Annotated in this window: 11 protein-coding genes; 5 read left to right on the top strand and 6 right to left on the bottom strand. The window is 45.0% G+C overall.

From position 1 onward, the window contains the following. Positions 1-31: 31 nt before the first annotated feature. The gene (locus OCU38_RS15670) at positions 32-1,300 is read left to right on the top strand and encodes a DEAD/DEAH box helicase (protein ID WP_261824437.1); all 1,269 of its coding nucleotides are present in this window, start codon (positions 32-34) and stop codon (positions 1,298-1,300) included. 125 nt (positions 1,301-1,425) lie between these two features. On the opposite strand, the gene ltaE is transcribed toward OCU38_RS15670, so the two are convergent. Both ltaE and OCU38_RS15660 read right to left on the bottom strand, forming a co-directional pair. Next, on the bottom strand, positions 1,426-2,436 hold the full coding sequence (gene ltaE, locus OCU38_RS15665) for a low-specificity L-threonine aldolase (RefSeq protein WP_261824436.1): 1,011 nt from the start codon (positions 2,434-2,436) through the stop codon (positions 1,426-1,428). An 11-nt stretch (positions 2,437-2,447) separates the two neighbouring features. After that, positions 2,448-2,966: an NUDIX hydrolase gene (locus OCU38_RS15660; protein WP_261824435.1), complete on the bottom strand. Its 519-nt coding sequence runs from the start codon at positions 2,964-2,966 to the stop codon at positions 2,448-2,450. A gap of 258 nt (positions 2,967-3,224) precedes the next feature. On the opposite strand from OCU38_RS15660, the gene OCU38_RS15655 reads away from it, so the two are divergent. Next, positions 3,225-4,892, top strand: coding sequence for an ATPase RavA domain-containing protein (locus OCU38_RS15655; protein ID WP_261824434.1), 1,668 nt, complete (start codon positions 3,225-3,227; stop codon positions 4,890-4,892). Between the two features lie 9 nt (positions 4,893-4,901). Further along, positions 4,902-6,347: an ATPase RavA stimulator ViaA gene (gene viaA, locus OCU38_RS15650; RefSeq protein ID WP_261824433.1), complete on the top strand. Its 1,446-nt coding sequence runs from the start codon at positions 4,902-4,904 to the stop codon at positions 6,345-6,347. Positions 6,348-6,410: 63 nt separating this feature from the next. Here viaA and OCU38_RS15645 read toward each other — a convergent pair whose 3' ends face one another. From OCU38_RS15645 to OCU38_RS15630, 4 genes are all read right to left on the bottom strand, one after another. Beyond that, positions 6,411-8,069: an ABC-ATPase domain-containing protein gene (locus OCU38_RS15645; protein ID WP_261824432.1), complete on the bottom strand. Its 1,659-nt coding sequence runs from the start codon at positions 8,067-8,069 to the stop codon at positions 6,411-6,413. A 97-nt stretch (positions 8,070-8,166) separates the two neighbouring features. Continuing rightward, positions 8,167-10,071 (bottom strand): sensor domain-containing phosphodiesterase, encoded by a 1,905-nt coding sequence (locus tag OCU38_RS15640; RefSeq protein WP_261824431.1) that lies wholly within the window; start codon positions 10,069-10,071, stop codon positions 8,167-8,169. Between the two features lie 337 nt (positions 10,072-10,408). After that, a complete protein-coding gene (gene fabV / locus OCU38_RS15635; protein WP_261824430.1) occupies positions 10,409-11,602 on the bottom strand; it encodes an enoyl-ACP reductase FabV in 1,194 nt (397 codons plus the stop codon). A 14-nt stretch (positions 11,603-11,616) separates the two neighbouring features. Then, positions 11,617-12,213 (bottom strand): arylesterase, encoded by a 597-nt coding sequence (locus OCU38_RS15630; protein ID WP_261824429.1) that lies wholly within the window; start codon positions 12,211-12,213, stop codon positions 11,617-11,619. Here OCU38_RS15630 and OCU38_RS15625 point away from each other — a divergent pair. Further along, positions 12,212-12,913: an ABC transporter ATP-binding protein gene (locus OCU38_RS15625; protein ID WP_261824428.1), complete on the top strand. Its 702-nt coding sequence runs from the start codon at positions 12,212-12,214 to the stop codon at positions 12,911-12,913. The genes OCU38_RS15630 and OCU38_RS15625 overlap by 2 nt on opposite strands. Before the next feature lie 8 nt (positions 12,914-12,921). After that, positions 12,922-15,378, top strand: a complete 2,457-nt coding sequence (locus OCU38_RS15620) for an ABC transporter permease (protein ID WP_261824427.1) — start codon at positions 12,922-12,924, stop codon at positions 15,376-15,378. Positions 15,379-15,470: the final 92 nt, after the last annotated feature.

The following is a 15,470-nucleotide window of genomic DNA, read 5'->3' as shown; positions in this document are numbered from 1 at the left end:
GCCTTAAAGAAAACATCCAACGGAATCCTGTATGCCTGCATCCCAATTTGCCGACCTTGGTCTTGAAACATCTCTTGTTGAACACTTAGAGAAACTGAACATAGTGACACCAACACCGGTACAAGCCGAAGGCATTCCGCATGTACTTGAGGGACGAGACGTATTAGCCGCGGCGCAAACAGGTACTGGCAAAACAGCCGCTTTTGGATTGCCGATCATTCAAAAGCTGATGGGTGAGATCACCGCTCATAATCCGCAGTCACAATGCAAAGTCAAAGCTCTCGTTTTAGTGCCAACGCGTGAGCTGGCGCAGCAAGTGTTTGATGCTATTACTGAGTATGCTAAGCCGACGGAGCTAAAAACCGTGGTGGTGTACGGCGGCACAAGCTTTAATGTGCAAGTGACTAATCTTAATCGTGGCTGTGATATTTTAATCGCCACTCCCGGAAGGTTACTTGATCATCTGTTTAATAAAAACCTCACTTTGCAATACACCCAGTATTTAGTGCTTGATGAAGCAGACCGCATGTTGGATATGGGTTTTATGCCCGATATTAAACGCATTCTGCAAAAGCTAAACAGTGACCGTCAAACTCTGTTTTTCTCCGCAACCTTTAAAAAAGCGGTTAAAAATCTTGCGTACAAAATCTTAAATAACCCAGTTGAAGTGGAAGTAAGCCCTGCCAACTCAACAGCGGACAGTGTTGAACAAATCGTTTATCCCGTAGATAAAAAGCGTAAACGTGAATTGTTGTCGTATCTAATTGGTTCGCGTAATTGGCAACAAGTACTGGTGTTTACTCGAACCAAAGAGGGCGCCGAAGCACTGGCAAAAGAGCTAAAACTGGATGGCATCCAAGCTGCTTCCATTCATGGTGATAAAAGCCAAGGCGCAAGACAGCGCGCGTTAGATGAGTTTAAAGCAGGCAAAGTGCGCGCGCTGGTGGCAACGGATGTGGCCGCTCGTGGCATTGATGTTAAAGAGTTAGAACACGTCATCAACTATGATATGCCATACAAAGCCGAAGATTATGTGCACCGCATTGGTCGCAGTGGCCGTGCTGGCAATGTGGGGCATGCGGTGTCTTTGATGAGTCACAACGAGCAATATCTTTTAGAAGCCATTGAGCGATTGCTGGATCAGAAATTACCGCAAGAGTGGTTAGCCGGATTTGAGCCAAGCCCAGATTCAGAAGTGTTTGAAGAAAATGCGCCTCGTCGCAGTCGCAGCTCTGAAAAACGTAAGCTGAAAGCAAAATTAGGCGTTCATAAAAATCGTGGTAAGAATCGCCGCCGTTAATAGGGTTAACTAATAGCGTCGAGCATAGCATCTGGCTATAAAAACAATAAAACCGCCGTTATCTATCGCAGATAACGACGGTTTTTTCTTATTTATTAATAGTTTATTTATTATTTTCTTAGAGCTTAATCATTCAATTTGCTTGCCAAACGTTCTAATAACAGCTTGATATCATCCGCGCTGATGTCTTTGTGGGTCACAAAGCGAATAGGGTTACTTGGGGTCACCAAAATGCCTTCTTTTTCTAAGTCGGCGCAAATAGCGTCAATATCAACCGCATCATCAAGCTTGGCAAACACGATATTGGTTTGTACCAGTTCAGGTTTAACGTGAAAGCCTTTTAGCTTAGCTAAACCTTGCGCCAGAATTTGCGCGTTTGCATGATCGACCGACAGTTGCGCGACTTGTTCAGTGAGCGCTAATTTGCCAGCGGCCGCCAGCAAACCTACTTGACGCATGCCGCCGCCAAGCATTTTACGGATGCGACGCGCTCTGTTTATGGTGACAGTGTCACCTAAGAGAAGAGAGCCAATCGGTGCGCCTAAGCCTTTAGATAAGCACACTGTCATAGTGTCAAAATGCTGAGCAATTTCTTTAATATCAACACCTAACGCCACTGCTGCATTGTAAACACGTGCGCCATCAAGGTGCAGTTTTAAACCGTGTTTATCCACAAACTGACGTGCTTGGGCTAAATACTCAAGCGGCAGTACTTTGCCATTAATGGTGTTTTCTAAACTGAGTAATTTAGTTTGCGCACAGTGAAAATCGTCTGGTTTTATGGCCGCTTCAAGCTTTTTAAAACACAAAGTGCCGTCAGGTTCGTTCATGATAGGTTGTGGCTGAATTGAGCCTAATACTGCCGCGCCGCCAGCTTCGTATCGAAAGTTGTGCGCTTGCTGACCACAAAGATACTCATCGCCACGTCCGCAATGCGACATTAAGCCCAGTAAATTGGCTTGTGTACCCGATGAGGTAAACAGCGCAGCTTCAAACCCATGAGTTTTTGCCGCCCAAGCTTCCAGTTCGTTAACGGTTGGGTCATCCCCGTAAACATCGTCACCTACAGGGGCGTTAGCGATGGCGTCGCGCATTGCTTGGGTAGGTTGGGTGACAGTATCTGAGCGAAAGTCCATGACTATTCCTTTTAATTTAATATTCCGTTGAGTAATGCTTTTGACAGCGTTGCGATTGTTTTAGCGTCGGTGATTTTATCTTGTTGAATCCAAGCCAGCAGATCATCAATGGAAACCTCAAGCACCTCGATAACTTCGTCAGTATCTTGGCTTAAACTTTGGGTCAATGATAAGTCTTGCGCAAGATACAGATATTGGACTTCATTACAAAATCCCGCCATTGGGGTAAGTTTGCCAAAACTTTGCCATTTTTTGGCGCTATATCCGGTTTCTTCTTCCAGTTCACGCTTGGCCGCAGTCAGTGGATCTTCATTTGGATCGAGCGTGCCTGCGGGTATTTCTAGAAGCCAGTCTTTTAATGAAGGGCGGTATTGATTGAGCAATAACAGCTTATTTTGTGATGTTTTTGCCAAAATAACCACCGCGCCAGGGTGAACAATTGAGGTGTGTTCAACCTCTACGCCGTTGGGCAGAGTTAACGGTTCTTCAATGAGAGAGAGATTCTTCCAGCTATGCAGAGTTTTATGCATGATTTGTTACTCAATTAAGGTTATTTTTCGGCATTCGTGTTTACAATCATGGTGAATGCGCTGGCGTTAAAAACGCACATGCATTCAAACTAACGTATTGAATGAATAGGTTAAACAACACATTTACAAACTAAGTTTGCAGTGTGAGCCAGATCTCGCTAAGTTATTAGACCTACTAGGGAAAAGAGCCCAGCGGTGGCATATACTTTTACTAGACTCAAACAGGGTCAATAAGCAGTTTAATGGAGCAATTTTAGAATGGAAAACACCCGTGTGTCTCATGCGCAGCGCGCATTACGTTCCGAACGTATTAATAAATTAGTTAAAGTGCTTTCGGAAGGTGTTTATGAACGCGAACACACCATTAAACTCTGCTTACTCGCCGCCTTATCCGGTGAGAGCGTGTTTTTGCTGGGACCGCCGGGAATTGCCAAAAGTCTGATTGCAAAACGTCTCATTTCAGCCTTTGAAAGTAGCAGCTACTTTGAGTACCTAATGACGCGCTTTTCAACCCCTGAAGAGGTGTTTGGGCCGCTCAGTATTCAAGATCTAAAAGATCATGGGCGTTATGTTCGTTTAACCAAAGGTTATTTGCCCACTGCTAACGTGGTGTTCCTTGATGAGATTTGGAAAGCAGGTCCGGCAATCTTAAACACCTTGTTGACCGTGGTGAACGAAAAGACCTTTAAAAATGGCAGTGAAATTGAAAAAGTGCCGATGCGCCTGTTAATTTCCGCGTCCAATGAACTGCCCGATCAAGATAGCGGTTTGGAAGCACTGTACGATCGCATGTTGGTGCGCGTGTTCGTCAATCGAATTCAAGATAAACAAAACTTCCATAGCATGCTCACCGTTGGCACGCCGCAAGAGGCGCAAGTGCCTGAAGATCTGACTATTTCAAACCAAGAGTATACTCAGTGGTTAAGTGAGCTTGACAGCATGCCACTATCTGATGAAGTATTTAACAAGCTGTATCAGCTAAAAACCATGCTCGAAACTCGCCACAAAGAAAACGAAGACAAACTTAACTCAGATGAGTTGTATGTGTCAGATCGTCGCTGGAAAAAAGCGGTGAAACTATTAAAAGCGAGTGCGTTTTTTAATGGCCGTCAAAAAATCAATGCCCTTGATTTACTGCTCATTCAAGATTGTTTGTGGAACAGCCCTGCATCGCGCCTTATCGTTAGAGAAGTCATGCATGAATTTGCGCTAAAACACGCCTTTAATCAAAAAGAAATTTTACAGATCATCGAAGATAGCAATGAAGAACTCGCTGATATTCAAGCTGATATTGAAGATGCTAACGTCATGCAAGTAGAGTCCGAGCATACCTCTGGACTGCTGCGTAAGGGTAAGGAAGGCTTTAAGGTTGATCTTGATGACTGGCGCTCGCACAGTGTGGGCAATGCCCGTAATTTAGTGAAACTGGTGCTATTGCAAAGTAATCAGTCTGTCTCTGAGCACGACAAAGGCGATACCCGTTATGTGTACGTGCCACACACTGAGTTAGTTAATGCCATTAACCATGGTGGTGGTGATGTGTATGGCTATGTCAATCACAACCCTAATTTGATGTCTCTCAAATTTGCATTAGATGGCGAAAATCACCTTGTTATTAAAGATATTGCGAATCGCTCTGTATTACTAGGTTTGGTCACCAACGCAGGGTTAGATGTGGAAAAACATCAAACTTGGCATGCGCGTGCCAACGAGGCGGTGAATCAATTGATGCAAGCCGAACTGCTGTTTACCAAAGTGCGTTCAGATTTTCACGGCGCTTTGCCGCATAACTTTATTGAACCTGAATTACCGACTGCGATGGAGTCAAGTTTGCAGCAACTGTCTGTGACCTTAAGTGAGTCACAGCAAAGATCGAAGAAAGTGGCGCAAAGGATCGGTATGCTTGCCGATTTCTTTACCGAATAGGAGAGCGCGATGCTTGGAGTTGATGCGTTAAATCTGGCAATGTCGGTCGCCGAATCGGGTATGGTTGAAACGGCAGTCAATGATTTGATTGGCCGCAGTCAGGTATTGATGGCATCGGAAAAACCCGGCATGCAAGCGTCGGTTACCAACCATCTGCGTAAGTGGAAAGGTTCGGTTAAACGACGCATTAGCAAAGTATCTGAGTCGGAACAAATTCGCCAAGAGTTGGCACTTTATCAAACCGTAATTCATTGGGATGAAGCTCAGTTTGAAGCGCAGATAAAATCGACGATTCGTCAGCTAAAAGGCAATAGCAATTTCTACTCCACCGCAAAGCGCTTGTTAGAGCGACAAGAAAGTGCGCCCAACCCTATGTTTGCGCATTTTTTCTGCGATCAATGGTATCAATCTTTGTATCGTTCGGTGAAGCAGTTGCAACTTGATGAGCTAGAAGTTGACAAGCAAAAGTTTTTGGACGATTTGTATAATCGTATGGAAAACATGAAAAACATGCGTCAAATCGGCGATGCGGGAGACGAAGCGCAATTGGGTCGCCTATGGGATATGGCGGCCGCTAAGCTAAGCCGCACCGATGTTGCAACCATGGCAAAATACGCCACCTTTTTGCGCAAGCACAGCGGCTTAAAAGAGATTGCCAATGAACTTGGGCGCATGGCAAGTCAAGTTGACGACCCTGCGCTGAGAAAAAGACCTGCGGTGGAATTGCAATTGGTCGAAGAGCAGTCAGATGAAGCAACCGATGATATTGTCGGCATTCATGAAAGTGACGATTTGAGCAAACTGCTGCCCAACGAAACCATGTTTTTGGCTTACCCTGAACTGGAAGTGATTTTCTACCAGCATTTAGTTGATAAACGCTTGATGAATTATCGCACCGCAGGTAAGTCTCGTAAGTTACGCAAAGTGAATGCGCATACGCCAAACTCTAGTGAGTTAGATTTAGAAAAAGGGCCATTTATTGTTTGTGTGGATGCCTCAGGTTCAATGAGCGGTTTCCCTGAGCAGTGCGCCAAAGCAATGGCGTATGCTTTGATGCAAATTGCGCTCGCTGAGCAGCGAGACTGCTTTGTAATCATGTTTTCTACCGAACAAATCACCTATGAATTAACCAAAAAAGATGGCTTGCGTGAAGCGAGTGATTTTCTTTCGTACACATTTCATGGCGGCACAGACTTTGAGCCTGTATTGCAAAAATGCATCGATTTAATGCACACCGATAAATTTTTAAATGCAGATATGGTAGTGCTGTCAGACTTTATTGCGCCTAAACAGTCGCAAGAGATGGTGGATAAGGTGGCTGAGCTACAAGCTAGGCATAATCGTTTCCATGCCCTTTGCCTTTCTAAATATGGCAACCCCGAATTACTTGATATCTTTAGCCATCATTGGAGCTATCATCCAGGGTTGATGGGACGATTTATTAAGAAGCTGTGATCGCTGAAACAACTCAAAGCAAGCACAAAGCGCTCCCTTACTGAGTTAAGGGAGCGCTTTGTCTTATTTGGAGGCTTTAAATTGCGCTTTGCGTAAGCGGTTTAAGGTTGCCAGTAAATCTAATACTCGCGGCTTAGCAATATCACCATTATTTGGCATAGCGGCATGCCAATCTAGGGTTTCTAGTATCGCTTCACTCTCAAGGCTGAGATCTGAACTCCAACCCGGTTGCTGAGCCAATTGAAACAGTGTCCAGCCAATGGCATTGATTTCATTGGATGTTTGTAGCTGCTCTAGGGCCGAGATGTCGATAAATTCTTTACCAAAACGCAAAGCGTTTTTCCCTTTCGCGCCGACTCTAAATTTGCCTTCTGCAAGTAAGGTTTGCAGACAAGCACGATTAAACGAGCGCGGCTTGCTTTCTTGTAGCGGTTGTTCGCACTCATGACTACGCGCAGAAGGGTGCAGCGCAATCACTTGCTTGGCTTTTTCACTGACATCAACAGGCTGATACTCATGCATTTGTATCACATTGTCCGCTTCGTCAAGATAATCCCCTGATCCTCCCATCACTATGATGGAGCTGATACTTTCTTGGTCGCGCAATTCAGCAATTCTGTCGACCAAAGGAGTGATAGGCTCGGCGTCTTTTGCCACTAGCGCTTGCATGCGCTCGTCTCTGATCATGAAGTTGGTTGCTGAGGTATCTTCATCGATAAGCAAACATTTAGCGCCAGATTCTATCGACTCTTGCAACCAAGCCGCTTGTGAGGTTGAGCCAGAAGCATCTTGGGTGGAGAAATCAGTGGTGGATTTCTGCATTGGCAGATGATTGATAAAGTTGGCAATGTTGAGGTTGTGTACGCAACGTCCGTCTTCAGCGCGGATCTTCATGCTTAATGGATCGGTGACGCAATATTCGCGACCGTCACCGGGGATATGATCGTAAATGGATTTTTCAATGGCGTTTAATAGCGTCGATTTACCGTGGAAACCGCCGCCGACAATTAAAGTGATGCCTTTTTTAATGCCAAGACCGGTGACATAACCTCTATTAGGCGTGTGCAATGTCACTGCAAGCTCAGACGGCGCTTTCATTGGCAGGGCGTCTTTCATTGGCATATCACTTTCACCAGATAGACGCGGTAATACACTGTTGTTGGCGATAAAGCTGACTAAATTGTGCTCGGCAAGTTGCTCTCTAAGCGCGCTTTGGTCTTCAATCACTTCACAATGTTTAGCAAAGCGGGTTTGGTCAAGTTCGCGCCACAGGGTGGCTTTACGAATGTATTTCGGCAAATAGAAAGTAATGATATTGAGCGCTTTCTTAGCCAGAATAGAGCGTCCATCGGCCGGAAGATTAATTCTAAAACGCAATTCTATGCCTTGTTCGGTAAACAAGACTGCGGTGTTATCTAACACTACCTGCGCCGTTGTGGCGACTGAGATGGCATTATCTTGTTTAGCAAACTCGGCAAGGGTGCGCCCAATAAAATCACGCGCCGCTAATTGATACGCCTCTGAGGTTTCTTTTATGAAATCTAAACCCGTTACAGACCACGGACGAATGGCTCTAAATCGGGAAGGGGAAGCGTAGGAATCACCTTGAACATGGTCGATGTGCAAGGTGAAGTCGGTGAAGTCATAACTTCCCTTGATCTGTTGATATGCGCTGTAGTTTTGTTTTTCGAGTTTTTTCAGTTTTGCGGTAAGCAGATCCATTTGGGAACCCTAGATTTCAAGCATTGGCGGATTATAACAACCCTTTGGTGACTATGTTTATAAAAATGTTCATAAAAATGTTTATCTAATTGCCATGCTAATGCTGGTTTATCTCACTTTGTTTATATAAGAACTGCTCAAAGTCTTTGCGCGTCATAGGGCCGTGATACTTTTTACCTTCGGCATACGGGGTATCAAACTGCAATAACCATTGTTCTTGCTCTTTGCTTTCAACGCCTGTGAGTACGGTATCTAAGCCTAAACGGGTGGTAATTTGCATTAAAGAATGTAAAAAGCTGCGATCTTCGGAGCTGTGTTGCAAATTATCGGTAAAGGATTTATCGATTTTAATGCGCTTAAACGGGCTGTGTTTTAGATAACTAAATGAGGCGTGCCCATGCCCAAAATCACATAGGGTTAAATTAATGCCCAGTGAAGAAATTTGTTCTAATGTGGCTTGCAGGGTGGATTCGTTGGCAAACAGTTGTTTCTCGGAGACTTCGATTTCGAGCGCTGCACCGGGAATTTGTGCTTCTTTAAGCCATAAATGCAGGTACATGGCTAAGTCTTTTGAGGCAAGTTGACAAGCATTGAGTTTAATCGCCACTCTAAAGTTGGGTTTAATGGCGCGCCATTGCTTGGCGATATAAATGGATTTTCGGACCACAAAATGGCACAGAGCATCGGCAATTTCTGGTTGATCGCACAGCTGACTAATAGAGAGCTCAGACACATTACCTAAAATGGGGTGATCCCAACGAATCGAGGTGCTGGCGCTGTACCATTGACCATTTTTTAGTGCGATTTGCGGTTGATAAAACAACTTAATGGCATTGTCGCGAATAGATTCAATAAAGTAACTCTCAAGGCGATTGAGCTTAGTGCCGCCTTCAATCTGGTTATCATCATAAAACAGAATACGTTTACCTGATTCGCGGGCATTTTGCATCGCTTGATAGGCTTGCACCGTTAATGCCATATTTTGTGGGTTTCGTTGCGGATGACTAATAGAAGCACCGACATACACTTGCAAGCGCACTTTACCCGATGGCACATCAAAGTCTTGCGATGTTACGTCCATGATGTGACGGATAATCGCATCGTAGTTTTTGTTGTCGTTATTCGATAATAGGGTAAAAGCGATGTCATTTGAGCGCGGGCGAGCACTCAATTGAGTTTTTGGCCCCAGTTCACCGAGCTTGTCTTTGATTTGTTTGATGATCTGATCGAGCGTTTCTGCGCCCATATCAATTTGGATTCGCTGCCCATTACTGATGCCAAGATAGAAAACCGCCACTTCTTGATTGTGTAAATCGGCTTGATTGACAATGCGATTGGTTTCTAGCTCCCACGCTTTAGCATTTAACAGTCCGCTTCCAGTATCGTGATGCTGCTGGTAGTGGATTTCGCGCTCGAGTTGCTTACGTTTGGTCGATTCTTTATCAAGCTGATAGCTAAGGTTAGCCAGCTCTACAGTGCGGTTTTGTATGCGCGATTGCAGCTCTTTGTTGACCAGCTGTAGCTTTTGGTTTTGATAGATAACGGTGAGTTGCGCTTCGACTGAATCCTTAAACACCGACAACAATTCTCGAATAGAAATCTTAAAGTGATTAATTTTATTATCGAGGATCGATAAGGTGCCAAAAGGAGTGCCATTTGGCCAGTGCAGTGGCACACCCAAGTAAGAACGGGTTTTATCGGTCAGGGGTTTGGATAAATGTTGCCATTTAGGATCTAAGGTTCGGTCGGGAACCACCAAAATAGAGTCGGTCTTTAAAGTGGTTTCACAAAAGTGATGCTCGCCAAGGGCAAAGGTATCGCCTACTCGAATAGGGTTATCAATATTGTGATTGCAACAAAATACATCCAGTTGATGTTGATTTAAACGATTTATCATGGCCACAGGCACATGCGAAAACTTCGCTAGGATCTCTAACATATCTTGCCATGAGCAGTAGATCTTATTAGGGACTTCTAGCTGTTGGGTATTAACTCTGGCCATACGTAATCCATTACTTTGCCATTGGTGAAAATTGAGTGAACTTTGGCTAAATCTATTTATGCCGTACAGGTAAGGTGTTCATGATTGTGCGAGATAGAACTAAATAGCAGGACTATGCAAAAAACGAATCAGTATTCCTTGCGAGTGGTCTAGGGCAGAACTTGATAAGGTGTACTGTGTATTTATACAGTTCACCTGTATTAACCAGACAAAGACTCACTTAATTACTGTAATAGATATAAGAATAGTCGTAGTTTGCCTGAAGTGCAGAGGGATTCGCGGTTATCTTGCAAGATAACCGCAGTGGGAAGCGTTTTGTATTGTTAAGGGTTAAAGGTTAAGGGCGTAAAGCCTGCAATTGCTCTAGGGTGTACTCTTGCTGATAATCTACACCATCAATGGCAAACCCGTTCAGTTGTAAGAATTCGGTTTTAAAACCGTGATAGTCGCCTAGCTGGCTAAAGTTGTCCGCCGTTAACTGAGGAAGCAGTGCGGAGACGTTTTGTTGTACGCTGTGCTTTAATTCCCAATCATCCATCCGAATCAGTCGCTCTCCATCCACAATGGGTTGTGGGTATAACTTAGAGTTAAATAAGCGCTGCATCTGCTCAATACAAGTTTCATGCAGTCCCTGCGCTTTCATAGTTTTATAGAGCGCTAATACATAAGGGGCAAAGGTGGGAATAAATACGCTGGCTTTAGTCACTAATGCTTTACAAACGCAGGCGTACGCACCGCCGTTAAAAGGGGCCAATTTCAAATTAATGGCATGGCTGGTTTGGTGCAAATCGACCTTAGCGCGTCCCAATGTCCCTTGATGGTAAATAGGGTACGTACACTCTGGGCCAATATAAGAAAAAGCAATGCTTTGGCAATTTGGCGCAATGGCGTCTTTGTTGATCAGTAAATCAATCCAGCTTTGCCAATCTTCACCGCCCATCACTTTTTGCGTATCTAGGATCTCTTGTTCGCTGGCCGCAGGTAATTGAGTTTCTTGCCAAGTATCATCTTCTAGGCGAATGCTTGCGCCTGTTAAAGACTCGCCAATGGGTTTTATTGATGAGCGCCACAGTTCATCTGAATTCGGTTTAGGGCGCACGCCAGTGGCTAGGCTGTAGATGATTAAATCGACTTGTCCATCAAATTGCGTGTCAATGGCGTCTAATACTTGCTGGCGCACTGAATCTGAAAAGGCATCGCCAATGATATTTACCGCTTCTGCGCCTTTCGCTTGTGCTTGCTGCTTAAAATAAATGTTGTTGTACCATCCAGCACTTCCTACGCCTTTTTCCGACGGGCCTCGTTCAAAAGAAACGGCAATAGTGTCAGCGTTAGCTCCGCCAAAGGTAAGCGCAATGCGCGCCGCAAGCCCAAATCCTGATGAGCCACCGAGAATTAATACCCGTTTAGGCCCATCACTGATGGGCTTTGAACGAGAAACGAGTTCTATTTGGTTTTTGATTGCTTGCTCACATCCTGCAGGATGCGCAGTGCGGGCGACAACGCCATTGATTACCGGTTCAATCTTCATGATTTACTTGTCCTTTACAGTATTGGAGTCAGTTGTTGCGCCACAAACTTCGCAATCCAAGGCTGAGCTTTTTGAGTAGGGTGCAAACCATCTTGCATGATTAAATCTTTAGAAGTGATGATCTCGGCCAGAAAAAATGGAATCAATTCCACGTTCTTTTCTTGACTTACGGTAGGATAAACCTGTGCAAATGATTGCGTATAACGTTTACCATAATTAGGCGGCACTTGGATTTGCATTAAAATCACTTTTGCGCCGCTCTCTTGGCTTAAATCAATCAGTTTCACTAAGTTATTTTTGACCAGTTTAGGCGAGAAGCCTCGTAAACCATCATTAGCACCCAATTCAATCAGCACGTAATCCGGTTGATGTTGTTGCAATAGTGCTGGAAGTCGATTTAAACCATTACCTGTAGTATCACCTGATATGCTACCGTTAATGATTCTCATTTGATGACCGTTTTGTGCCAGTTCATCGGGTAATAATGTTGGCCAGGCTTTTTCTATGGGCATTTGATAACCCGCACTTAAGCTATCGCCGAGCACAAGCAGTGTCGCCGCGCTGACATTCATGGAAAAACAGACAAAAAGTAAGGAAAGCAAACGTATCATGACCACATCCGTAATTAAGGCTCAATCTTTAACTAAAACAGTCTCTACCAAACAAGAACATTTAACAATCCTACAAAATGTAAATTTGGAGATAGATTCAGGAGAAAGTGTTGCCATTGTCGGTGCCTCTGGTGCGGGTAAGTCTACGCTGATGACCTTGCTTGCCGGTTTGGACGTGCCGAGTGAGGGCGATGTGCAATTGTTGGGGCATTCGTTATCAAGTTTAAACGATGAGCAAAGGGCGGATCTGCGCAGTCAACACATTGGGTTTGTGTTCCAAAGCTTTCTTTTGATCCCCAGTTTAAGTGCTTTAGAAAATGTGACTTTGCCGTGTTTGCTTCGCGGAGAGGCAGAAGATAAACAAAGAGCTATGCAACTGCTTGATTCTGTAGGGCTGAAAGAGCGTGTGCATCATTTGCCTTCTGAATTGTCTGGTGGTGAGCAACAAAGGGTGGCACTGGCGCGCGCATTTATGTTGCGTCCACAAATTTTGTTTGCCGATGAGCCAACGGGAAATCTTGATCATGAAACTGCGCAAAATATCGTTGAGCAGTTATTTAGCTTAAACCAGCAACACGGCACCACCTTAATCATGGTTACCCACGATAATACGTTAGCGGCAAGGTGCGATAGAGTGCTGAGCATGCAGTCCGGTCAGTTGCAGGTGGCGACGACACAATCTTCTCCTGATAGCAATTAGGAGGGGATATGACTCAAGCACATACAGAAAGTCTCGCGCCTAGCAACCCTAAGCTCAATCGCCGTTTATTGGCGTGGAGCTTTAAAGAGATTCGCCATGGGCAGTTATGGCCGATATCGGTGGCGCTGACTCTTATCATCGCTTGTGTGTTTGCGCTGTCAGCACTAGCGGAGCGAATGGAACAAGTGATTGTGAAGCAGGGCGCGGATGCGCTTACCGCCGATCTGGTATATCGCTCTGATAGCCCAATTCCAGAGACACTGAGCCGTCATTCATTACCATCACAGATCCAAACCGCTTCAATGGTGCGTTTTGCCACTATGGCATTTAGCGACCAAGATATGTTGTTGGTGACAGTAAAAGCGGTGGATGATGCTTATCCACTGCGCGGTGATTTACAGCTTTCAAAGGGTAAAACCCTTGCATCTCATGTTTCACAAGGCGAACTGTGGTTAGAAAAACGCGCCATGTTGGCATTAGAGGCCAACATAGGCGATGTGGTCTCTATTGGTGATGCTGATTTTGTGGTCAGTGGTGAAATTGAGCAGCAACCTGGGCTGAGCTTTAATCCTTTCCAGCAGATGCCAACAGCGATGATTCATCACAGTGACATTGAAAAAACGGGCGCTTTACAAATTGGCTCTAGGGTTCGATATCTGCAGTATTTTAGTGGCGACAATGCCGATTTACAGCAGTTAAAACAAGGCATAACGTTAGGTTCTGGCGATCGCTGGCGAGATCAACATAGCCCAAGTCGCACGAATGATATGTTTACGCGCACCACCCAATACTTGTCGTTAACGGTAGCAATTGTGGTGATTATGGCTGCGACCACCTTAGTTCTGACTTGTCAGCACTATGTCGCCGGACGGCGTCAAACGGTGGCTATGCTCAAGAGTATCGGTGCGAGCAAGAAGTGGATAGGGCGCTGGCTGATGATTCAGGTGTTATTGCTGTTTGTTATCGGCGCACTGTTTGGAGTCAGTATCGGCTACTTATTGGAAGTGCTGCTGCGAATTCCTCTTGCCGATTTACTGCCTGACCCACTACCAGGTTACGGTGTCACTCCTGCGGTGCTGTCTATTATCACTTGTTTGTTGATTGGTGTACCTGCGCTTGGTATTCCAATGATTAACTTGCTTAATACCTCTGCAAGTGCGGTTTTACAACCCGAAACGCAAGGCAAAAGCAAAGCCTTGTGGCTGGTGGCGGTGCCTGTCGTGCCAATGTTTATTGTTTATGGTAGCAATACGTTAGTGTGGATTGTATTGGCGGGTATGGTGGCGTTGTTTGCAGTGCTGGCGTTAGTGGCGGTGCTGATTTCAAGGAGCATAGGTAAACTTAAACTCGGTCCGGCAATGGCGCTGGCGGTCAGTCGGTTAAATCGCTCATCACTTGCCAGTGGTTTGCAATTTGGCGCATTGGCACTGTCTTTGATGCTACTTGCCATTGTTTGGCTAGTAAGAACCGATTTATTAGGCGATTGGCGAAACACCTTACCGGAGAACGCGCCAAATGCATTTGCTATTAATATCGCTCCTTATGAAGTCGATGATTATTTAAAGCAGTTAGACCAAGATAATATTGAACGTTCGCAAGCTTATCCTATTATTCGCGGTCGTTTGGTTACGGTAAATGGTCGCGATGCCAAGCAAGTTTCTGAAGAACATCAAGAAACTGATGCGGTGCGCCGTGAGCTTAATCTGACGTGGGCAAAGCAATTGCCCGATTATAACGATACTCTTAGCGGCACATGGGGCAGTGAGAATGGGGTGTCGGTAGAATCGGAAGTAGCGGAAGCATTAGGGCTGAAACTGGGTGATGAGTTGGGCTTTTCTATTAGCGGACAAACAGTGCTAGCGGTGGTTAATAGCATTCGCAAAGTCGAATGGCGCGAAATGAAGCCTAATTTCTATTTTATTTTTTCGCCTAAATACGCCGATAAAATGCCGGGCGCATTTATGGTTTCTTATCGAATTGAGCCGCAAAACGATGCGATGGTGCAAGCACTGTCGGCGCAATATCCTACGGTCAGTTTGCTGGATATTCGTAAAATGGGCGATAAAATCCAAACTTTGCTGTCGCAAATTGTCTGGTCAATTACTGTTTTGGCTGGGCTTGGGGTAATTGCCGGTTTACTGCTGATATTTACCCTGCTGCGTTTGAGTATTTCACAGCGCCAATTAGAAATTCGCCTCTATCGCACATTAGGCGCGAGCAAGAAACGCATTTCATCCACATTGTGGTGTGAGTATGGTTTGATGGCACTGATTGCCGGTGTGGTGGCAAGTCTTGGCGCTGAGGCGAGTGTCAGCGGATTGCTGTATTGGGGATTTGATTTACCCGCTCGCGTTCATCCACAGTTATGGCTTGCTTTGCCATTGTTGACTTTTGTTATCTTAGGATTGGTGGTTAACAGCTTGATAAATCAGTTGTTACAACCGGTGAAAAATGGCGCTCTGTAATAGAACAAAATCGATGAAATGTGTGTAGGTGCACGCGGTCTATGACATTTTTTATGTTGAGTTTTAGTTATTGATCACATCTTAACCTATCA

It is taken from the genome of Vibrio neonatus, assembly GCF_024346975.1.
GTDB lineage: Bacteria > Pseudomonadota > Gammaproteobacteria > Enterobacterales > Vibrionaceae > Vibrio > Vibrio neonatus.
This window is presented reverse-complemented; position numbering and strand designations above follow the sequence as displayed.